The organism is Verrucomicrobiota bacterium, from assembly GCA_016871495.1.
In the GTDB taxonomy this organism is placed as follows: domain Bacteria; phylum Verrucomicrobiota; class Verrucomicrobiia; order Limisphaerales; family VHDF01; genus VHDF01.
Map to the genome: position 1 here is coordinate 1 of VHDF01000065.1, position 21,589 is coordinate 21,589.

12 protein-coding genes and 1 pseudogene are annotated in these 21,589 nt (G+C 61.0%); 10 read left to right on the forward strand and 3 right to left on the reverse strand.

Annotated elements, in window-relative coordinates:
- The first annotated feature begins 134 nt into the window (after positions 1-134).
- A complete protein-coding gene (locus FJ404_13745; protein MBM3823924.1) occupies positions 135-2,432 on the forward strand; it encodes a hypothetical protein in 2,298 nt (765 codons plus the stop codon).
- A 224-nt stretch (positions 2,433-2,656) separates the two neighbouring features.
- Entirely contained in the window at positions 2,657-4,645 is a 1,989-nt protein-coding gene (locus FJ404_13750; protein ID MBM3823925.1) for a hypothetical protein, read from the forward strand.
- A gap of 202 nt (positions 4,646-4,847) precedes the next feature.
- Here the strand turns inward: FJ404_13750 and glmS are convergent.
- Positions 4,848-6,730: pseudogene (gene glmS, locus FJ404_13755) on the reverse strand (glutamine--fructose-6-phosphate transaminase (isomerizing)).
- A gap of 195 nt (positions 6,731-6,925) precedes the next feature.
- Between glmS and FJ404_13760 the strand changes: the two are divergent.
- The 3 genes from FJ404_13760 to FJ404_13770 are packed head-to-tail and all read left to right on the forward strand — an operon-like array spanning position 6,926 to position 10,821.
- The gene (locus tag FJ404_13760; GenBank protein MBM3823926.1) at positions 6,926-8,236 is read left to right on the forward strand and encodes a glucose-1-phosphate adenylyltransferase; all 1,311 of its coding nucleotides are present in this window, start codon (positions 6,926-6,928) and stop codon (positions 8,234-8,236) included.
- A 44-nt stretch (positions 8,237-8,280) separates the two neighbouring features.
- Positions 8,281-10,332 (forward strand): ATP-dependent DNA helicase RecG, encoded by a 2,052-nt coding sequence (gene recG / locus FJ404_13765; protein ID MBM3823927.1) that lies wholly within the window; start codon positions 8,281-8,283, stop codon positions 10,330-10,332.
- A gap of 3 nt (positions 10,333-10,335) precedes the next feature.
- On the forward strand, positions 10,336-10,821 hold the full coding sequence (locus FJ404_13770; GenBank protein MBM3823928.1) for a hypothetical protein: 486 nt from the start codon (positions 10,336-10,338) through the stop codon (positions 10,819-10,821).
- A gap of 321 nt (positions 10,822-11,142) precedes the next feature.
- Here FJ404_13770 and FJ404_13775 read toward each other — a convergent pair whose 3' ends face one another.
- Positions 11,143-12,591, reverse strand: coding sequence for a hypothetical protein (locus tag FJ404_13775; GenBank protein MBM3823929.1), 1,449 nt, complete (start codon positions 12,589-12,591; stop codon positions 11,143-11,145).
- 128 nt (positions 12,592-12,719) lie between these two features.
- Here FJ404_13775 and FJ404_13780 point away from each other — a divergent pair, with 128 nt between their 5' ends.
- The 5 genes from FJ404_13780 to FJ404_13800 all read left to right on the forward strand — a co-directional run bounded on the left by FJ404_13780 (position 12,720) and on the right by FJ404_13800 (position 20,242).
- Positions 12,720-13,850 (forward strand): mandelate racemase/muconate lactonizing enzyme family protein, encoded by a 1,131-nt coding sequence (locus tag FJ404_13780; protein MBM3823930.1) that lies wholly within the window; start codon positions 12,720-12,722, stop codon positions 13,848-13,850.
- Positions 13,851-14,124: 274 nt separating this feature from the next.
- A complete protein-coding gene (locus FJ404_13785) occupies positions 14,125-17,031 on the forward strand; it encodes a valine--tRNA ligase (GenBank protein MBM3823931.1) in 2,907 nt (968 codons plus the stop codon).
- Between the two features lie 285 nt (positions 17,032-17,316).
- A complete protein-coding gene (locus FJ404_13790; protein ID MBM3823932.1) occupies positions 17,317-17,607 on the forward strand; it encodes a hypothetical protein in 291 nt (96 codons plus the stop codon).
- Positions 17,608-17,868: 261 nt separating this feature from the next.
- Positions 17,869-18,429, forward strand: coding sequence for a glycosyltransferase (locus tag FJ404_13795; protein MBM3823933.1), 561 nt, complete (start codon positions 17,869-17,871; stop codon positions 18,427-18,429).
- Positions 18,430-18,433: 4 nt separating this feature from the next.
- Positions 18,434-20,242 carry an ABC transporter ATP-binding protein gene (locus tag FJ404_13800; GenBank protein MBM3823934.1) on the forward strand — a complete coding sequence of 603 codons (1,809 nt, stop codon included), beginning with the start codon at positions 18,434-18,436 and terminating at the stop codon, positions 20,240-20,242.
- 166 nt (positions 20,243-20,408) lie between these two features.
- Here FJ404_13800 and FJ404_13805 read toward each other — a convergent pair whose 3' ends face one another.
- Positions 20,409-21,587, reverse strand: a complete 1,179-nt coding sequence (locus FJ404_13805) for a deoxyguanosinetriphosphate triphosphohydrolase (GenBank protein MBM3823935.1) — start codon at positions 21,585-21,587, stop codon at positions 20,409-20,411.
- Between the last annotated feature and the right edge of the window lie 2 nt (positions 21,588-21,589).

Sequence of the window (21,589 nt, forward strand, 5' to 3'; positions counted from 1 at the left end):
TGAGCGATACGCCGAATCGGCGGCGCGGTCACGGAAGCTCCTTCTTCAACCTGAGGCACAGGATGTTCTGGAGGAGCCGAAGAGCCCGAGGCCCTGGCAAAAGAATGCCTTGGACTCCCTGACCCAGCTACGCAGTGATCGACGAGGTTCATCACGCTGAGTCCCCGAGCTATCGTAAAGTCCTGGCCAGGTTGCAGGCCGGATTCACGATCGGGTTGACCGCGACTCCGGAACGCACGGACGGGGTTGATGTGGCCAGCCTGTTTGATGACGTTTTGGCTTGGCAGGCGACCATTGGGGACGGCATCGAAGAGGGATCTCTAGTGCCGTTCCACTACCTGGGGCTGAAAGACGACATCGATTTTCAACAGATTCCTTGGAGAAATGGCCGCTTCGATCTGAACACCCTCGAGGAGAAGGTGGAAAACAGTCAGAGGATGGAGCGGTTGTGGAAGGCGTGGAAGGAGGAGTCGGGATCTCGGACCCTGGTCTTTTGCTGTTCTAGGCGGCACGCATTGTTCAGCCGCGACTGGCTGGTGCGCCACGGGGTTCGCGCAGCCGCGGTGTTTTCGGGCGAAGGCGGTGATCCTCGTGGCAAGAGCCTGGCGGATCTCATCAACGGTAAGTTGGAGGCGCTTTGCGTGGTCGATTTATTTAATGAGGGTCTCGACGTGCCGAGGGTGGATCGCGTGGTCATGCTCCGCCCTACGGAATCGAAGATTCTGTTCCTTCAGCAGCTCGGGCGCGGCCTTCGTTCCGCCGACGGGAAGTCGCGGTTGACGGTCATTGACTTTGTCGGCAACCACCGGGTTTTCACCAGCCGAATACTGCACCTCTTGTCGCTTGGAGGAAAGACTTGCACTTGGGCAGACCTGGAAGCATGGGTCAAGGGAAGACCGGCGCAACTTCCTCCGGGTTGCCTGCTTGATGTCGAGTTGGAAGCCCGGGATGTCCTCCAGAAATTCTTGCCGACTGGCGGCAGCGCGGCAGTTGAGGCCTACAGGGCAATGCGGGATGAGCTCCAGCGCCGCCCGACCATGGCGGAACTCTTTCACCGGGGCTATCTCCCATCGACAATCCGGGCGCGGCATGGCACGTGGTTTGGCTTTGTTGCTACCGAGGGTGACTTGTCCCCGCACGAACAGGAGGTCGCAGCGTCTTTCCGAGACTGGCTGGAGATGCTTGAGGTCACCGCGTTGAACAAATCGTACAAAATGGTGGTCCTCCGAGTTCTCCTCGACAATGACGCATTTGGGGAGGGGATGCCGATCGAGCCTCTGGCGATCGCCTGCCGTGAATTCCTTCTCTCCCATCCAGCACTGCGAAATGACCTTCCGCCGACTAAGCAATTCCCGAATCACGCCACCGCTTCAGTTGAACAGTGGTCAGCTTGGTGGCTGGAATGGCCTTTGAGCCGCTGGATGGATAGTCAAGGCGGTCGACGTTGGTTCAGGCAGAAGGGAGGCAGGTTCGAGGCCGCATTCAGTTGCCCGAAGGAAGCCCAGGCGGACTTCGAATCGCTGACAAGCGAATTGGTGGAGTATCGGTTGGCTCAGTACACCAAAGCCCGACTCGAGAAACCCAAGCGCGGATCGACAACGAGTTTCACGGCCAAAGTAACCCATGCCAGTGGGCGTCCCATCCTGATGCTGCCCTCGGTCGAGCAAATGCCGGGTCGTCCGTTTGGGCCTATCGAGGTGAAGGTGCCTGACGGCTCCACGTGGGTGTTTCGCATGGTCCGAATTGCCTGCAACGTGGCTGGACCGAAAGGGATGGATGCCAACAGACTGGGAGAACTTATGCGTAGCTGGTTCGGCCCAGACGCAGGCATGCCGGGCACCGGATTCAAGGTCGTTTTCCAGCAATCCGCAGAAGGGTGGTCGGTAGCACCCGACACGGCACCCTCAGGGGGCGAGCGTTTCACGCCGACAGCCCTGGCAGACCAGGTCCCAGCGAACGTGATTCAGCTGATTCAGTCGCCGGAGATGGCGGATCGATTCACGCGCTTCGTGCCCGTTTACACACTTGAGGCGGCTGCGGGGCTCTGGGGCCCTGAAACCGAGCCCGAGGAAGCCGGTTGGACGGATGTTTCGAGGTTCAACCCCCGACAGGGGATGTTCGTGGCGAGGGTGCGCGGCCATTCCATGGAGCCGAGAATTCCCGACGGCTCCTGGTGCCTATTCCGCAAATGCCCGCCGGGTTCCCGTGAAGGAAAGATAGTACTCGTCCAGTTCAACGCAATGGGAGATGTGGAGACCGGCGGTCGCTACACGGTCAAGATGTACCACTCGGAAAAGACCGTGACAGAGGATTCCTGGGCCCATCAGCGGATACAACTGTTGCCGTTGAATCCCGAGTACAGCCCGATCGAGGTCGATCCACAAGAAGCCGAACAGATGATTGTGGTGGGGGAGTTCGTTGGTGTGCTGTAGCGCGGCTGGCGATTCCAGGTAGTCGCGGATTCTCTGGAGGGTGCCGTCCTGGTGGGTGATGAGGGAACGTAGTGACTGCGTTCTAGCTTGAGCCCTCCGGCTAGTCTGACTCGTCTCTCCAGCGATCTATGTGGAGATGTTCAGGTCTGATCGCTCTGCAATGGTGATCGCCCTGACAGACTCTGACTGTCGGCGACCAAGGAGAGCGGGCAGGGGCCTCACCCATGCCTATGTCTAGAAGGACAGCCCCGACTGGTCGCCCGTGCGCTGGTTCTTCGACTTCTTCTCGGCGTCGGGAAACTCGTAGAACGTACCAGCGTTTTCGTGTTGAGCCCGACGCGCCAAGCTGCCTGCGGCGTGCGGCGCATCAGGCGCCGCACGAAAACGTCCGGGAGGTCCTGAGGGTCATCTCAGGCGGTCTCAGTTTCCGTGCAGCGGCTGTGCTGTCTTGGGGAGCTCATCGGAACAACCATTCACCGCGGAGTGTGTCTATGTTATCTGAACAATCGCTAACAACCTACTGCGCTCGATTCCCGTTTACGCCGGCGGGGCTGGCCTACCTCTCCAACGCCCGATTCTCAGGCCCTTCACGCCGGGTGAGAGGAGGCGGGGGAAACGTCACAGTCCGGTTCCCTTCGAAGAAGATGGACCGAGTCGTCGAATGCGAAAGCCATCGGGTGGAACTGTCGTTCGTGTATTCGCTGGAACGCGACCCTGCGGTTCTCGACTACTACCCCCAGCCTCCGCCAATCACGCTCCGTTGGACGGCGTCGACGGGCCGCGAGACCGGCATCGTGCACACGCCGGATTTCATCGTGTTCCGAGAGGACGGATGCGGCTGGGTGGAGTGCAAACCTCAAGATAAACTCGAACAGCTAATCCTGACCGCGCCGGACAGGTTTCAGCGCGACGAAGCGGGCCGGTGGCGGTGCGGTCCAGGTGAGCGCGTCGCCGGGGAGTACCGCTTCCTCTACAGGGTCTGGAGCACGGCAGATCTGAGCCCAACCTCGTTGCGGAACTTGCGGTTTCTTCAGGACTACTTCGCCCCGGAGTACCCGGAGATCCCCCTGAAAGCGCGGTTCCAGATTGTTGAGGCCGTGAAACGGCAGCCCGGCCTTTCGGTGGTTGATCTGGTGAGCCGCCTCTCGGATGCTGGCTACGACGAAGTCTATCGCCTAATCGCCATTGGGGACATCTACGCCGATCTTGAGACAGGTCTCCTGGCGAAGCCCTCCGACGTCAGCGTTTTCTCCGATGCAACCAGCGCACGGGCATACGCGCTGGTTCTCTCCGATCACGCTCAACTGCCAGTGCGCTGCCTGTCGCATCAACTCAGGACCAATGTCGCCATGGGACAGTTCGAACGAAAACTGCCAGTCCACGCCGTTGGGCCTGATGCGACCTCGCTCAGCCCTGAGGCGAGGGAGATCCTCACAGCATCGACCGAAGCCGAGCTCTCGGTCGCCAACCGCCGAATGGAAGTGCTCCGTTGCGTGCCCGCGCCCCAGACGGCGGGCGTCACCACACGAACTCTGGATCGATGGCGAGAACAATATCGCCACGCTGAGCTGCAATACGGTTGTGGCTACCTTGGTTTGCTGTCCCGCTACAGGTACGCCGGCAACCGGCAGCCGCGCTATCCAAGGGATGTGTATTCAATCGCTGATCAAGTGATCGAAAGCGAATACGGCTCCGGACGTATCAGCACCAAGCGGTTGCTGCATGGGCACTTCGTCACTCAGTGCCGTGCCCGAGGCTTCACGCCGCCGAGTTATGGCTGGCTGGCGGATCGAGTCGATGCGTGGCTGTCGCGGCCAATGGATCAGGAAGCACACAACGGTGGCTTATCCCTGAAGCCCGGAGTTCCTCCGCCGGAAGTCCATGGCGATCGGCCCTGGGAAGTGACGCACATCGACCACCATCAATGCAGCATCGTCCTGATCTGCGAGGAAACCGGAGCCGTCCTGGGCAAGCCATGGCTGTCGCTGCTGCTGGATGCCTGCAGCCGGAAGGTGTTGGCATTTCACCTCTCGTTTGAGAAGCCCAGCTATCGAAGCTGCATGATGCTCTTTCGGGACTGCGTCCGTCGCCACAACCGCCTGCCGGAATCCGCCATGGTGGATGGAGCCCGGGAATTCAGGTCCGTGTTCTTTGAATCGCTGGCGGCCGTCTACTCGGTCATCCGCCAACGCGAGGGAGATGGAATCGTGTAACCTGCTATGTGGATAGGCATACGCACTCGGTGCAACACCGACGGGAGCGATGGGGCTGTTGAAGAACCAAGATCCTTATTATGAATGCCTTATGGCCCGAGCCTGCCAGTTGAACACTATATTGTCCGGTTAAGGACTTTATTGTTCAGTTCAGAACTATTTTGTCCGACTACAATACCGTCGGCAAGGGCGGTGGAAGAGATTACTCCACCGTGACGCTTTTGGCGAGATTGCGGGGCTTGTCCACATCGCAACCGCGGGCCACGGCGATATGGTAGGCCAGCAGTTGGAGCGGGGTGGCAGCGAGGACCGGGAAGAGGGGTTCGATCGTGTTCGGGATCAGGATGACATCGTCCACGTGTTTGCGGATTTCTTCGTTGCCTTCGGTGGCGATGGCGATGATGGGGCCTTTGCGGGCCTTGATTTCTTGAAGGTTTCCGAACGTTTTTTCGTACAATCCGTCGGAGGGAATGAGGAAGACGGTAGGCGTTTTTTCGTCGATCATGGCGATCGGGCCGTGCTTCATTTCGGCGGCGGGGTAGCCCTCGGCGTGGATGTAAGAGATTTCCTTGAGTTTGAGTGCTCCTTCGAGAGCCACGGGGAAACAATATTGGCGGCCCAGGAAAAAAATAAGTCCTCGGCGCCGGCGTATTTTTGGGCCAGCGTCCGGATGGCGTCGTTTTGGCGGAGGATGGACTCCACCTGACCGGGCAGGGCTTCCAGGGCGTTGAGGATCATGTTGCCCCGTCGGGATGAAAGCATGCGGATGCGTCCCATCAGAAGGGCGAGCAGTGTCAGGACCACAACCTGCGAGGTGAAGGCCTTGGTGGAGGCGACTCCGATCTCGGGTCCCGCATGCAAATAGACGCCTCCGTCGGCTTCGCGGGCGATGGTGCTCCCCACCACATTGCAGATGGCGATGACGCGGTGGCCGCGGCGCTTCGATTCACGCAATCCGGCCAAGGTATCCGCGGTTTCGCCGGATTGAGTCAAAGCGATCACCAAGGTGTTTTTCTCGATGGGAGCGTTCCGATAACGGAATTCACTGGCGTACTCGATTTCGACCGGGACGTGGGCGAACTCCTCGAACAAGTATTCGCCGACGAGGCCGGCGTGCCAACTGGTGCCGCAGGCGGCGATGACGATTTGGTCGATCGAGCGCAGTTCGGCCATGGTCATGTTGAGCCCGCCAAACTTGGCGGTGGCCTCGTCGCGGTCCAGGCGTCCACGCATGGCGTTGAGCAGGGTGCGGGGTTGCTCGAAGATTTCCTTGAGCATGTAATGGGCGAAGGCGCCCTTTTCGCTCTCCTCCGCGGAAAACTCGATCTTGCTGATCTTGAGGTGGGTGGTGTTTTCGTCGAGGGTGGTGACCTTGAAAGTGTCGGAGTTCAACACCGCCACATTGTAGTCGTTGAGGTAGACGACTTGGCGGGTATGGGCGACGATGGCGTTGGCGTCGCTGGCCAGGAAGTGTTCCCCGTCTCCGACGCCGATAATCAGCGGCGAACCGCGCCGCGCCCCGACGACCAAGCCCGGGAAGTCGGTGCACATCACCCCGATGCCGTAAGTTCCGACGACTTCTCGGAGAGCCGCGATGACGGCTCGGGCCAACGGGTGGGTCTCCTCGGAGGCCAGCCCGTTTCCGGCCGGGCTTGACGCCTGCTGTTTGGCGTAATGTTCGCCGATCAGATGGGCCAGAACCTCGGTATCCGTCAGAGACTTGAAGTGGCTGCCTGCGGCTTCCAGACGGGATTTGATCCGGTCATAATTCTCAATCACCCCGTTGTGAACGACGGCGATTCGGCCCGACTGGTCAAAGTGCGGGTGGGAGTTCTCGTCCGTGGGCGGACCGTGGGTAGCCCATCGGGTGTGTCCGAGGCCGACGTTGCCTTTGAGGGGGGATTGTTGGAGCAGGATCGCGAGTCCCTCGTCAATTTTGCCTTTCTTCTTCCGGGATTGAATCCCCTGGGGATCCATCACGGCCAAGCCGACGCTGTCGTAGCCGCGATATTCCAATCGCCGGAGGCCTTCCAAGATGATCGGGGAGGCCCGGCGTTTACCGATGTAACCTACGATTCAACACATAGTTTGATTGAGAGCGGCGGCGAGAGGCGGCGCCGGGTCGGACGGAGCTTGTTTGGGCGGATCCCCTGACAGGAGCCGCTGGCCCGAAGGGCACGCGGAAGGCTCATGCGTCCGGCTCGAAGCCCGAAGCGGCTTGCGACCTCACGGGTTTTCACGCTATAGCAAGGGCACACGGTATCACAAGTTATGAACCCTATGACGAAAGACCCTCGGCGGATCTCGATCAATACGCGCGGTGCTCTGTCCGTCATCATGGGCGGAGGTCAGGGCACCCGGTTGTTTCCGCTCACGCAGGAACGCTCCAAGCCGGCGGTGCCGCTGGCGGGCAAGTACCGGCTCGTCGATATCCCCATTTCCAATTGCATCAATTCCGGGCTGGAGCGGATCTATATTCTGACCCAGTTCAATTCTGCATCTCTCCATCGGCATATTTCTCAATCTTATAAGTTTGACCACTTTTCGGGGGGGTTCGTGGAGATTCTGGCCGCGGAACAGACCTTCTCGAGCACGTCCTGGTATCAGGGCACGGCGGACGCCGTGCGGAAGAACCTGTCGCATTTTTTGAATCAGGGATTCGATCATGTGTTGATCCTCAGCGGCGACCAGCTTTACCGCATGGATTTCCGCAAGATTCTGCTTCAGCACATCGAGTCCTGCGCGGAGGTCACCATTGCGACACTGCCCGTGACGCGTTCCGCCGCATCCTCCCTGGGCATCATGCAAGTCGATGGAGAGCGGCGGATTACCCGATTTGTGGAGAAACCCAAGGAGGAGGAGGTGTTGACCGCGTTGCAACTGGAGAAGTCGTCCTACGGACGGTTCGGCATCGAAGGGGATGATCCCTTCTATCTGGCATCCATGGGCATCTACGTGTTCAACCGGGATGTGTTGTTGAAGTTGCTCGACAACAGCCATACGGACTTTGGCAAGCACATCATTCCGGGCGCGATTCAAACGCACCGCGTTTTTTCCTATATTTTTCAGGGTTACTGGGAGGACATCGGGACCATCCGCAGTTTTTTCGAGGCCAGCCTGGATGTGGCGTCGGAGCTGCCGCGCTTCAATTTTTTCGACATGAGCGCCCCGATCTTCAGCCGCCCACGGTATCTTCCGGGCTCGAAAGTCAACGGCGCCGCGATCGACCACGCCGTCATCTGCGACGGGTGCATTATCAATCGCGCCCGCATCGTGAATTGCGTGGTGGGCATCCGCACCATTGTCGGGGAAGGCTGCTTTCTGAACCGTGTGGTGCTCATGGGAGCGGATTTTTACGAGTCCCAGGAGTCCCTGGCGGAATGCCAGGCCCAGGGGATCCCACCCATTGGCGTGGGGCGGAACTGCCGCATTGAGAACGCGATCATCGACAAGAATGCGCGCATCGGCGACGACTGCGTCATCAGTCCCGCCGGCAAGCCCGAGAACTTCGATCATCCCCTCTACTGCATCCGGGACGGGGTGGTGATCATTCCGAAGGGCGGCGCCATCCCGCATCGCACGGTGCTCTAGCCCGCGCCAACGGTCCGGCGTCCGGGCGGCGAAGGCCAAGAGTCATGGGCGAACCTAACGTCACGTCCAATTCCTCCGTGACCTCGCGGGTCTCCCTGACCTCTCCGGTGTCCAGCTTGCCCGGATGGGGACGTCAGAGGTCCGAGTCGCTGACTCGACTGAAGATTCACACCGTCGCGGATCTGCTTCATCATCGTCCGCGCCGCTACGAGGACCGCCGGGCGTACGCTCGCATCGCGGATTTGGAGGCGGGGCAATCCGTGACCGTGCAAGCGACGGTGGAGGTTTGCGGCGTCAAATACGCCCGTCAGAGAACCAAGTCCGTGTTCGAGCTTATTGCCGACGATGGTTCGGCGCGGCTGCATTGCCGGTGGTGGAACATGCCTTTTCTGGAGCGCTATTTCCGGCCCGGAGAAACGCTGTTCATCCATGGACAGGTGCGATCGCTTCGTCCTCGGACGATGGATCACCCGGAAACCGAGAGAGTGGAGGAAGGTGAGGAATCGATTCATTTACGGCGGATCGTTCCGATTTACCCCTTGACCGAGGGGTTGGCGCAAAGGCCCTTGCGGCGAAGCATTGCCAGTCTGCTGGCTCAGTTGGGGGGGGACTGGCACGATCCCTGGCAGGGCCTGGTGCCGGTCGAGTTTCCCTCTTACTCGGACGCCTTGCGCTGGATTCATTTTCCGGAGGAGTGGGCGGACATCGAGCGGGCCCGGCAGCGGCTGGCGCTCCATGAATGGCTGGATTTGCAGAGTGAGATTGCCCGGCGGCGAGCGCGGTTGGCCGAGCGTTTCCAGGGGAATACGCTGGTGTCGGACAACCGCTGGATCCGTCCGTTCTTGAAGGAGCTGGGGTTCAAGTTGACGGGCGAACAGGCGGGAGTGTTGAGGGAGATTCGAGCGGATTTGAATTCCACCACTCCGATGCGGCGTTTGCTTCAAGGCGATGTCGGGGCGGGGAAGACGGTGGTCGCGGCCTGCGCGATGCTCATGGCGCTTGAAGCGGGCTCCAATGCCGTGTTGATGGCGCCCACCGAGATTCTCGCGCAACAACACGCCTCGCTTTTCCAGCGGTGGTTCGCGCGTTTGGGCCTTGAGGTCGTTCTCTGCACCTCCTCTCATCCTGTTCGTTTGGCGGAGTCCCATGGCGCCGTGCCCCGGTTGACGATTGGAACTCACGCTCTGATCGAGGAGAAGACCGTGCTCGATCGGCTGGGGCTGGTTGTGATCGACGAACAGCACCGGTTTGGAGTCGCGCAACGCGAGGCTCTGTTGCGAAAAGGGGATTGCCCGCATCTTCTGGTCATGACCGCCACGCCGATTCCGCGCACCCTGGCGCTCTCGATGTTCGGGGATCTGGATGTTTCAATCCTGCGAGGTCGTCCCCCCGGGCGGGGACGGATCCGCACTTTCTTGCGGCGGTGCGAGGAGTTGGAAAAGGTTTGGAACTTCGTGAAGACACGCTTGGCGGCGGGGGAACGCGCTTATGTGATTTATCCGTTGATCGAGAACTCGGAGGAAACGGAGGCTGCATCCGTCACACAGCATGCTGCGGAGTTGGCGGAGCACGTGTCGCCCTTCCGGGTTGGAGTCATGCATGGCCGGCTGCGTCCGGATGACAAGCTTTCCGTCATGGCTCAATTCACGGGGGGCATCGTTCAGGTGCTGGCTTCCACTTCGGTTGTCGAGGTGGGGGTGGACGTTCCTGAGGCGACGGTCATGGTGATCATGGACGCGGACCGATTCGGACTGGCCCAACTGCATCAGATGCGTGGGCGGGTGGGCCGGGGCCGGAGGGACAGTTACTGTGTGCTGGCGAGCGCTTCGGAGGATCCCGAGGTGTTGAAACGATTGCAGGTTCTGGTGGAAAGCAGTGACGGTTTTCACTTGGCGGAGGCAGACTTGAAGCTTCGCGGGGCAGGGGAGTTTCTGGGGCGCGCCCAAAGCGGCGTCCCGCCGTTCAAGTTTGCGCAATTGGAAACCGATTGGGAACTGGCGCAGCGCGCCAGAGAGCTCGTCGCCGCCCACTCCTTGAAGCCGGCCAGCGGACTTCAGGCCTGTCCGACAAAGGCTGGCGGTGCCCCCCCGGCGTGAGGCATGATGCACGGCATGAAGATGAAGCACCATGCGGGGGTTCGCGGGAAAGGTTTCGTGGCGAGCGGGCGAGAAACCTTGGTGCTCGCTGCGGCTCTGGGGCGGCAGGTTTTGAGGGTCGTGGTGATCGTGCTCTGCGCGGGATGGACCGGCTGCGGAAAGAAGGCGGCCAGCTCATCGGCCCAGACCAACACCGTGGATCAGGCGGGGAATCCCTTGACGGCCCCGGTCGATTATCTCGGGGCGGTGAACAAGGCGCAACAATCGGCGCAAAAGACGGTTGATACCGCCGCGTTGAGCCAGGCTTGGCAGCAATTCGTGGCTGCCGAGGGGCGCCGGCCCCAATCGTTGCAGGAGTTGGTTACGGAAGGTTACCTGGGTCGCGTGCCGGAACCGCCCCGAGGAACCCGATTCGCGATCGATCCACAGACGGGCGCCATCAAGGTCGTGCCGGTGAATCCTGCCCCTCCCTCTCAGCCGGTCCGTTGAGCGCCGGGACGGGCGGGCGTTCCGGGGCCTCGGCCCCCACACTGACCGCGCGGTGACCCGGTGCGTCCGCGAGTTGTCGGCGATGCGCACGGGCGTTCACGCCGCTTCAGGCTGACGTGGAGCGGGGGTGCCGGACCCAAGGGATATGTTTGGTGGCGCCAGCGAAGCAACCTTCCCCGAGGCGGGCCACGCGGGTGGAAAAGCCAGGTGCAGCTGAGTTTGCGGCGCTGAAGCGCCATCAACGGGGAGCTCCGAACCACCCCTGGCCGTTGCGCCGCAGTTGAGTGATGCTGTTTTTCGGCGGATTCGCGCGGTGAAGGATCACCCTCCGATCCAGGCGAAGTGGTCTTCGGAGAGGCGGGCGAGCGTAAGCGCGGTTCCGTCCATGGTGTCCGCGTCAGTGTCGGTGACGATCTGGTAAAAAGTGTGTCCCTCCGCGTCGCGGTACAATGTTTTGAGGAAAATGAAAGGCGCCATTTCCGCCAGGGCCAGCGCGGCGAATGGAGTTCGGATGGACCAGTGAGCACTTTGAGCTTCCCAGCGGAGGTCCCAGACGTTGAGGCGTTGCACGAAGTCGGACGATTGGCCCATGTCGCCGGCCAGTCGGATCAGTCCGTTGTGGGCGAGCACGTCCTGGCGAACCTCTTCCGCCACGGGAACCGCGACGAGGTCCATCAGTTCGGAGATGCTGCCCAGTCGCAAGCTGCGCAGGGTGGTGGAACGGGCGACGGGATCCGCGAGCCAGACGAGCGCGGGTGGCATTTGCGCTGCGATGAGAGCAATGCCTTGATCCAGGATTGCCTGCTGGCGTTCCTCTTCTCCCAGGTTATCCCAGCCTTCGACCTCATGCGCGAGCAAGCCTTTGATGAGGTGCCAAACCTCCGCGAAGAGGACATGGCGATCCTTGAGCTGGGTTTCGACCAACGGCAGGCCTTCCTCCAGATGCGGGTAAGCCTTCCACACATCGCGAATTTGGGAGTCGCGAAACAAGTAGAGCTCCGGCGCGCGCAACAAGAATTCGGCGGTTTCGTCCGGAATCCGAAGGCGGGAACTGCCGGTGGTGATTTCGAAGAGTGCGACCCCGGCGGCGAAGATATCCGAAGTGGAGTTCAACGGAATGCCGGTTTCAATATTCGCCGTGTCAATGACAAGCTCCGAGTAGTCCGGCGTGGCCGAATACACATACTGATCCGTGGCCTCGGTTTGGCGGGGAATCCAAAAAGCGCCGAGATCCACAAATTTGATGCGCCGGTCGTGCAACCGGATGACGTTGTCCGGTTTGAAGTCGATCAGGACGATGCCATGCCGATGAAACTGGGTCATGATGGCGAGCGCCTCGTGGATGGCTTCCCGGAAATGTTCGGTCCAATCCTGCGCGGCGCTGCCCGAGGCGGCGCTTTGGGACCATTCCACCAGGTTTTGGCCCTGGAGGAACTCCATGGCGATCCAGGCGCACTTGTTGGCGTAGTCGATGTCCGCGCCATAAAAGGAGGGAATGCACCGCTTGAGGCTTTCGACACGATTAATGGCTTCGAAATTCTCCTTCTCGAGATTGAAGCCGACATAGGGTCCGTAGCTCACTTCGTCGGGTTTGCCGCAATCCAGATCGAACATTTTGACCACGACGTCGGGCCGGTCGGTTCGGTAGACGGAAGTTTCGCTGTGCAGCGAAATCAGTTTCGCAAGCCTGACTTTGCCGACGCCCAAAAGGTCGATGGCTTTGCCGTTGAACTTGCCTGGATCGGTCAGGAGGGAGGGGGAGCTGGGCATAACGTTGGTTCTCGCCCTTTCGCGCCAGCCGGACTCGCGTTGCGATGTCCGGCGCACGGAAAGATGGCAAGGGAGGCCGGACAAGTCGTAAACTTCAGCGTCTCCAAGGTCGAGACGGAAAATCCAAAATGAAAATTCATTCCATTCGATGCGCGGGCTTGCGGGGCGCCACTCCCGAAGGCGGCTGGAGTCAAGAACTCAAGCCGGAGGACTGCGTTCACACCCTGGTCGGGATTCGGACGGAAGACGGGCTGACCGGATGGGGAAGCGTCTTCACCAGCGAGGCCCTGGTCCGGGGATCTCTGGCGATTCTGGAGCCGTTGCTGCTCGGTGAGTCCGCGTTGGAACCAGAACGGCTCTCCGAGAAGCTGCATCAAAACACGTTTTGGCAGGGGCGAGGTGGAGCCATCACCCACGCCATTAGCGGCGTCGATATCGCCTTATGGGACCTGTTCGGGCAAGCCACGGGCCAGCCGGTGGGACGATTGCTGGGGGGGCGTTATCGAGAGCGGGTTCGGCCCTACGCCTCGATTCTGATGGAGAAACCCGCCCCCCTGGCGGATCGGCTGCTCGCGATCAAGGCGCAGGGATTCCGCGCCTTCAAGATTGGCTGGGGGCCTTTTGGACGCGTCAGCCGGGCGATGGACGAGGCGATCGTGCGCGCCGCCCGCGAAGCTGTCGGGCCCGAGTGCCGTCTCATGGTCGATGCCGGAGGCAGCGATGCGCACTGGGGCCAGGGTTATTCGTGGGCACTGCGCGCCTCGGAGATGCTCGCAGACTACGAGGTGGATTGGTTTGAGGAAGCGCTGGCGCCCGACGCGCTGGAGGATTATCGGCGGCTTCGTGAACACAGCCGTGTGCCCATTGCCGGCGGAGAAGTCCTGACTCGCAGGCAGTCCTTTCAGCCCTGGCTCGAGGCGGGCGCGTTCGACATCGTCCAGCCGGATGTGACCAAAGTGGGAGGGATCAGCGAGGAGAGACGCATCGCGTGGATGGCCCAGGACCACGGCGTCCGGTTCATTCCGCACGGATGGAACACCGCCGTGGGGCTGGCGGCTGATTTGCAACTGGCCTCGGCGTTTCCCCACACCGACTTGGTGGAGTATCTCAACGGCTCCCCGTTCATTGACGAAATCGTGGCGGAACCCTGGCGATTGGATGGAGACGGCATGCTTCCGATTCCAAGTTCACCGGGTCTTGGCCTGCGTCTGAATCCGGAAGCGGTGGCCCGGTACACCGGTGGAGCCAAGTGGTTCTAGCCCGGAAAATGCATCCGTTGGTTGAACGGGGGGGTGTTCGATCTCACCCGCATGGCTGAAACTCAATGGGGAACGATTCCAAACCCCAGTCGGGTGTGAAAAGTGCGGGTTGGAGCAGGGGACCGTTTCGAGAGGGCCGGACCCGGCTGGACTCGATCGGGGTAGGTCTGCCGCCGCTGAACGAAGCAGACTTTCAGATCGACGGGCGCCTGCTTCCCGTGAAAGGCGTTTGTTGCCAATCCGAATCGGGGTTCGCTACGCTCGCCGGACTGACATGTTTGAGATTTCGAAAGCTTACGATCCGAAGGCGGTCGAGGACCGCTGGTACGAATTCTGGCAGCGCGAGGGCTGTTTTACGCCCGACCCGGCGCGTGTATCCACCTCGCGGCCTGCTTATGCCATCGTCATACCACCGCCCAACGTCACGGGCATGCTCCACATGGGGCATGTGCTGAACAACACCATCCAGGACATCCTGGCCCGCAAGGCGCGCATGGATGGCAAGGAAGTGCTCTGGCTCCCGGGAACGGATCACGCCGGAATCGCCACCCAGGTGCAAGTGGAGAAGGCGCTGAAGAAAGAAGAGGGCAAAACCAAGCACGATTTGGGGCGTGAAGAATTTCTCAAACGGGTCTGGGCGTGGAAAGAAAAGCACGGCGGCATCATCATTCAGCAACTCAAGAAGCTGGGCGCCAGTTGCGATTGGACGCGCGAGCGGTTCACCATGGACCCCGAATACTCGCGCTGCGTGCAAAAAGTCTTCATCGCGCTTTATCAGAAAGGCCTGATCTATCGCGGCAAGCGCATGGTGAATTGGTGCCCCGCGTCATTGACCGCCCTCTCGGACGAGGAGGTCGAGATGGAGCCGCAAAAGGGCGTGCTGTATCAATTCAAGGTGGAATTGGCGGAGAAGCCGGGAACCTGGCTTTCCATTGCCACCACACGGCCGGAGACGATCCCGGGCGACACCGCGGTGGCCGTGAATCCCAAAGACCCGCGCTACGCGCACCTCATCGGATTGCACGTGCTGCGTCCGCTGCCGGCGGAGTTCGAGGACCGGAAGAAGAGGATTCCCATCGTCGGCGACGACCATGTGGATTTCGAGTTCGGGACCGGTGTGCTCAAGGTCACCCCGGCCCATGACAAGGCCGACTTTGAAATTGGACGCCGTCACGGGTTGGACCTCATCGATGTGATGCAACCCAACGGCGTCATGAATGACCTCGCGGGATTGGATCTCGCGGGCCGGGATCGTTTCGCGGCGAGAAAAGCCGCGGTGGAAAAACTGCGCGAGCTCGGCGTGCTGGAGAAGGAGGAACCCTACGAAAACAAGGTGGGGTTCAGCCAGCGCGCCCGTGTGCCTGTCGAACCCCGTCTGAGCGAACAATGGTTTCTCAAGTATCCATGCGTTGAAGCATCCAAGAACTGCGTGGCCCAGGATGGGCAGGAGGTTCGGGAGGGACGAATGCAGTTTCACCCGGGCCGATGGGCCAAGGTTTACGACCATTGGCTGACGCATATTCAAGACTGGTGCATCAGCCGGCAATTGTGGTGGGGCCACCAGATCCCGGTCTGGACCCGCCGCCTCTCTGTGGCGGAGATCGAATCCGTCTTGCCGGCCGCTGCGGCCGCCGAGTGGAGCAAGACTTGGTCGGGGAACGACCCCGGACAGCATCTGCATTGGACCTTGGTGATGGATGATTCGGGCCAAGGCCGGATTTCGATTCTCCAGGTGGACTTGGATCGTTCGCGACCGGAGGACGCGCTGGTCACTTTTCTCACCGACGATCCGGAGGAGGGCCGGCAGTGGACGGCGCGCGGATTCCAGCAGGATCCGGATGTCTTGGACACGTGGTTTAGCTCGTGGCTCTGGCCTTTCGCGACCATGGGCTGGCCTGAGAACACGCCGGCATTGAGGGCCTTTTACCCGACCACGGACTTGGTGACCGGGCCGGACATCATTTTCTTCTGGGTCGCCCGCATGATCATGGCGGGTTATGAATTCATGGGCGAGATGCCGTTTCGCAACGTGTATTTCACCGGGATCATCCGGGACAAGCAGGGGCGGAAGATGTCGAAGACGTTGGGGAATTCGCCGGATCCCCTGGAGTTGATCGCCAAGTACGGCGCGGATGCCCTTCGCTTTGGCACCCTGCGCAGTGCTCCGCTGGGGCAGGACGTTCTGTTTGACGAGAAGGACGTCGAACTTGGCCGCAATTTCTGTAACAAGCTCTGGAACGCCTGTCGCTTTCGGCAAATGCAGGGTGGGGAAGCGGAAGGGGAGATTCGGGCCGATCTGCTGACATCAGACGACCGCTGGATTCTGGCCCGATTGGACCAAGCGCTTCGGGAAATCGATGCGGCTTACGCCGAGTACCGGTTGAGCGAGGTCACCGCGGTGCTCTACCGCTTTTTCTGGAATGAGTATTGCGATTGGTACGTGGAGGCCAGCAAGCCGGCGATGATGGGGGCGGGTGGTGGAGACGGGGAAAGCGCGGCGCTGGCGGCCAACAAGCGCGCGGTCATCGATTTCGCGCTTTCCCACCTCCTTCGATTGTTCCATCCGTTTCTGCCATTCATCACCGAGGAACTCTGGCAAGGCATGGGTTTTCAGGCAGAACTGCCGTCCGATCGGGGCGGGAAAACCATCATGAACGCGTGCTGGCCCAAGCCTTTGAGCGAAGACGAGAAGAACCATTTCGGTTTAAGCGAAACCTCCGACCGTCTGGCCAGCGCCAAGTATCAGCTCGTGGTCCTGGGCAGGAATTTACGAGTTCAGTTCAACGTCCCTTCCAGCAAGAAGGTTCGCTTCATGCTCCGCCTTGGCGGGAAGCTTTCCTCCGTGGAACGGGATTCCTTGAAGGGTCTTCTCAACGCCGAGGAATTGAGCCTGGTGCCGGACGGTTGGGTGGCGGAGCGAGGAACCCCGGTGGCTGCCAACGAGCTTGGCGAGTTGTATCTTCCATTGGCGGGATTGATCGACCTGGGCTCGGAAAGGCTTCGGTTGTCGAAGGAGTTGGAAAAAGTCTTGGCCGAAATCAAGAAGGTCGAGGACAAGCTCGGGAATGCGAACTTTTCGGCCAAGGTTCCACCTGCGGTCCTGGAGGAACACCGAAAACGGCTGGAGGATTGGCGGACCCGCGAACAACAGATTCGACAAGCGATGGCGGCCTTGAACTGAGTGGGCGGTGCATCCCGATGTTGCCGGTGATGCAGGTAGGGCGCGTCCGTCCCGGCGCGCCGCCGGAGCATGATGTTTTGCATCCCGTGGGCGGCGGGCTGGGACAGGCCCGCCCTACCAACAACATCGGGATACACGGCTGAGTGGGGCCTGGGCCACAATCGGCTCGACGCGAGTCGGAGCTTGATTTTACGGTTGTTTCGCCGTGCTCCACCCATTTCAGCGCTTCATCAAAGGCGTCCTTTCAAGGGTCCAGCCACCCCAGGATTTGCCGATACTCATCACGTGGGTTTGAGCTCGGATTCTCCAGCCGTCGTGCTGATCTCCCCCGACCTTCCTCCGAAGCGGGGAGGCGTGGCGGATCACACGTGGCGACTTCTGGAGATTCTCTCCAACCAGTGGACCCTCGGCGCGCTTGCGTCTCCCGGCTGTGAGGTTCCTCCAGGAGTCACACTTCTGCCCCCGGTCGCGAACTGGAGCGATCGAGGGGCGATCGATCGAACGGTCGGCAGCCTCCCCACGTCCACCATTCTCTTCTGGCAATACGTGCCGCACATGTACGGGCGGGGGGCGTGAATGCAACGGTTCCGCGGGTCATGCGGTGGTGGCGTGAACGCGGCGGCCGGCAACTGGTGCTGGCCCACGAACTCTACGCCGCGTGGTCCTGGATTCCGCATCGTTGGTGGTACGTTCGGCAGCAGCGGCGTCAATGGCACGAGATCCGGCGGGTGGCGGATGCGCTGGGCCTGTCCACGGAGACCTGGCTTTTGGCGGAGAGATCGAAAAGTTCATCCCCAGACTCGTTCTTTTTCTGTCCTTCGCCATCGAACATTTCAAATGAGCTCCTGGCTCCGGGACACAGGGCCGCGTGGAGGGCCACTCTGGGCTGGCCCGAGACGTGCCTCGTCCTGGGAGTGTTCGGGTCGCTGGGTCCGCCCTCGCGCCGGCGGATTGGATGCTCGCCTTGTCTCGTTCGGCCAGGCGGCCCGTGCGGACTTCCTGCGGGAAGAGCCAACGGGCATGGCCTTGGGGTTCGTGGATGAGCCGACGGCATCCAGGGCGCTGTCGGCCTGCGACGTTCTCGCCCTTCCCTTTCTCGACGGATTATCGGAAAGGCGCTGCAGCGCCATGGCGGGTTTCGCCCACGGTTGTTGTGTGGCGACCACGCTGGGATCCAGCACCGGGCCTTCGTTACGGAAGGCGGATTTTTTCGCCGCGACCCCGGCGGCTGATGTCGCGGCCTATGTCCGTCTGCTTTCCGAGCTGCTGCGCGACGCGCGACGCCGGGGGGAATTGGGCGGCATAGCCGCCGCAGCCTACCGATCGCAATACGATTGGCCTGGAGTGAGCGCGGTGCTGCGGGCCCAAATCGAACGGCTTCGGTCGGAACCCCGATGAACCCATGAGAGGGAGGATTCAGTTTGTTTTGGGGCTGGGACGTTTGCTCGTGGAGCTGCGACCTCACCTGCGGGGAGGGAGGTGGTTGCTCGCGGCCATGGTGGCGAGTTCGTTGTCGGCGGTCGGGATGGAGAGTTTGGGGGTCGGATTGCTGGTGCCGTTGTTGTCCTTGTTGCTCGGCGGCGAGGACGCCGCCCCGATGCGTCCCATCGTCTGGATGCAAAGCGCGTTGCCTGGGAAAAGCAGCGGATTCTATGTCATCGCCTTTTGCGTGGCCATCGTCATGGCCATTGGCGCCAAGAACGTCGTGTTGTTCCTGAGTCAATGCCTCGGCGCGAGATTGCAACGGCGGATTTCGGTGAACCTGCGGCAAGCCTTGTTCGAGAAGATCCACGCCGCGGATCTTTCGGTTTTGGACAACCACAAAGCGGGTGAGCTGACCAACACTTTGATCACGGAATCGGAACGAACATTGCGATTCGTGGAATCCGTTCTTTTCCTCAGCCAGCGCCTGGCCATGGCCATGTTTTATCTGGGGGCGCTTTGCCTGATTTCCTGGCAACTGCCCCTCCTGACCACGGTCCTGGCCTTGGGAGTAGGGGTGTGTTTGAGTTTCCTGCACCGCCGACTTCGGCGGGGCGGCTCGGACATCACAGGGATCAATCAGGACGTGGCTTCCACCGCGCAGGAATCCTTCGCCGGAGTCCGCCTCATCCGCGCCACGCACTCACGGCAGCGATTTGTGGATCACTTCAAGCTGCTGCTGAATCTCAAGGCCGAGGTCGAGGAATCCGCGGCGCGCAGCCATGCCCTGCTGGCACCGCTCGCTGAAATCATCGCGGTTACCGGGGCCATGTCCATCGTCGGCTGCGCCTATGTCTTTCTGGTCAAGCCCGGCTTGATGCTGCCCAGTTATCTCCTGGCGTTCGGATTTGTGCTCCTGCGTTTCCTGCCCTTGATCAATCAGATTTACGCCTATCAAGGACACGTGTTGTTCATGGCTGGCGGAGTGCGCAAAGTAAAAGATTGGCTGGACACCCCCGTCTTTCCCCGCCGTCCTTTCGGGGAGAAGGAATTCACGGGCCTCCGGCAGGGATCAAGGCTGGAGAAACTGAGTTACGTTTATCCGGACGGCAAGCGCGCCCTGGAGGAAGTCAGCTTCGAGATCCCCGCGGGAAAGACCGTGGCGCTCGTGGGGCGATCCGGCTCGGGCAAATCGACGCTGGCCTCGTTGCTGCTCCGTTTTCGCGCGCCTCAAGCCGGGCGGATTCTGGCCGACGAGATGGATTATTGGGAGTTCACTTCGGAGTCCTGGCATCGCCGGGTGGCGGCGGTGGAGCAGGAGGCCTTTCTTTTTCACGACACGCTGGCTCGCAACATCGCGTTCGGTTTGGAGAACGCCTCGGAGAAGGCGCTGCACGCGGTGGTCAAGCTCACCAAGCTTGAGGACGTGGTGGCCGGATTTCCCGAGGGATTGCAGACGGTGGTGGGGGAACGAGGCGCCAACCTGTCCGGAGGACAGCGCCAGCGGCTCGCTCTGGCGCGCGCTTTGATTCGCGAACCCGAGCTGCTCATTTTGGACGAAGCCACGTCGGCCCTGGATCCACTTTCGGAGCGCGAGGTGCAGATGGCATTGGAAGCGGCCACGTCCCAGCGCACGGTGCTCGTCATCGCTTACCGGCTTTCCACCATTCGCAACGCCGATCACATCGTCGTCCTGGAGTCGGGCCGCGTGATTGAGCAGGGCAGTTGGGACACGCTCATCGAGGCGCATGGAGTGTTCTCCGAGTTGGTGAGAACGCACGCTCAATGAGGGCATCGCCGGCCACGCATGGGACCGGATGTTGCGGGCCTTGAAGCGGGATGAAAACCCTGACCCGCCCCTCCAGGTCACGGACCTGAATCAAGGGCCGGGCGGACGGTGCCAGTCCGGGGCATGATCACCCTTGGTGATTTGCTCCCGTCAGGGCGGCTAGAGCCTAGCCGCGCGCAGGCTGGACGGGATTCATGCCATGGACGCCGAACAACCGCTGGTACTCCAGCAACACGTATCGATCGGTCATGCCCGCGATGTAATCGCACACGGCCCGATGCACGCCCACCCGCCGGGATCGGCGGCGCGATTGTTCGCCGATTTTTTCGGGATGATGCAAGTAATGGACGAACAATTGTTCCAGCAGCCGGATAGCCCGGATGTTCGGTTCATGCACGACCGGGTTGTAGTAGAGTTGCTGGTAAAGGAAATCCCGGAGCTCGCGATTCAACTCGCGCCGCCGAGGACTGTACTGCACCAGCGGTTTCGGCTGGCGCCGAACGTCATCCGCTGATGCCACCCCCGATTCGCGAATCTGGAGTTCCGTGGTTTCCACCACGTCCCGCACTTGTCCATCGATGAGGCAGCGGATGATGAAGTATCGGCGGCATTCATCGGCCAGTTTTCCGTGCTTCTTTTCGACTTCGCGCGCCCCTTCCCGCCAGAGGCGCACTTCCCGCCGCAGCCGCTTTTCGTCCAAGAGCTGCGACTCGAGGCCGTCGTCCAAATCGTGGCTGTAGTAGGTGATTTCGTCCGCCAGGTTGGCCACCTGCGCCTCCAGGGACGAGCAACGCATCCGAAATCCTTTGTTTCGCGTGGGCTTGTCGTAGCTCGTGTGGTGCTTGGCGAGTCCCTCCAGGACTTCCCAGCTCAAGTTCAGGCCCGGGAACCCGGGGTATTTCTGCTCGAGTTCCTCGACCACACGCAGGCTCTGACGGTTGTGTTCGAACCCTCCGTGCTCCTTCATGAGCTTGTTCAAGACCGACTCCCCCTTGTGCCCGAAAGGAGAATGACCCAAATCATGCGCCAGCGCGATGGTCTCGGTCAGGTCCTCGTTCAATCTCAGGGCGCGGGAGATATTGCGGGCGATGGCCGCGACCTCCATGGTGTGGGTCAGCCGCGTGCGCAAGTGATCACCGCTGCCATTGAGGAAAACTTGAGTCTTGTACTCTAGCCGGCGGAAGGCTTTCGAATGAATCACGCGATCCCGGTCGCGCTGGTAGTGCGTCCGCCAGTCCGGCGGCTTCTCTTCGTGAGCGCGCCCCCGCGTGGCCGAGCTCAGCTGAGCGTAAGGTGCGAGGATGCGCGCCTCGCGTTCCTCGAGTTCCTGTCGGGTGCAGGGCATGA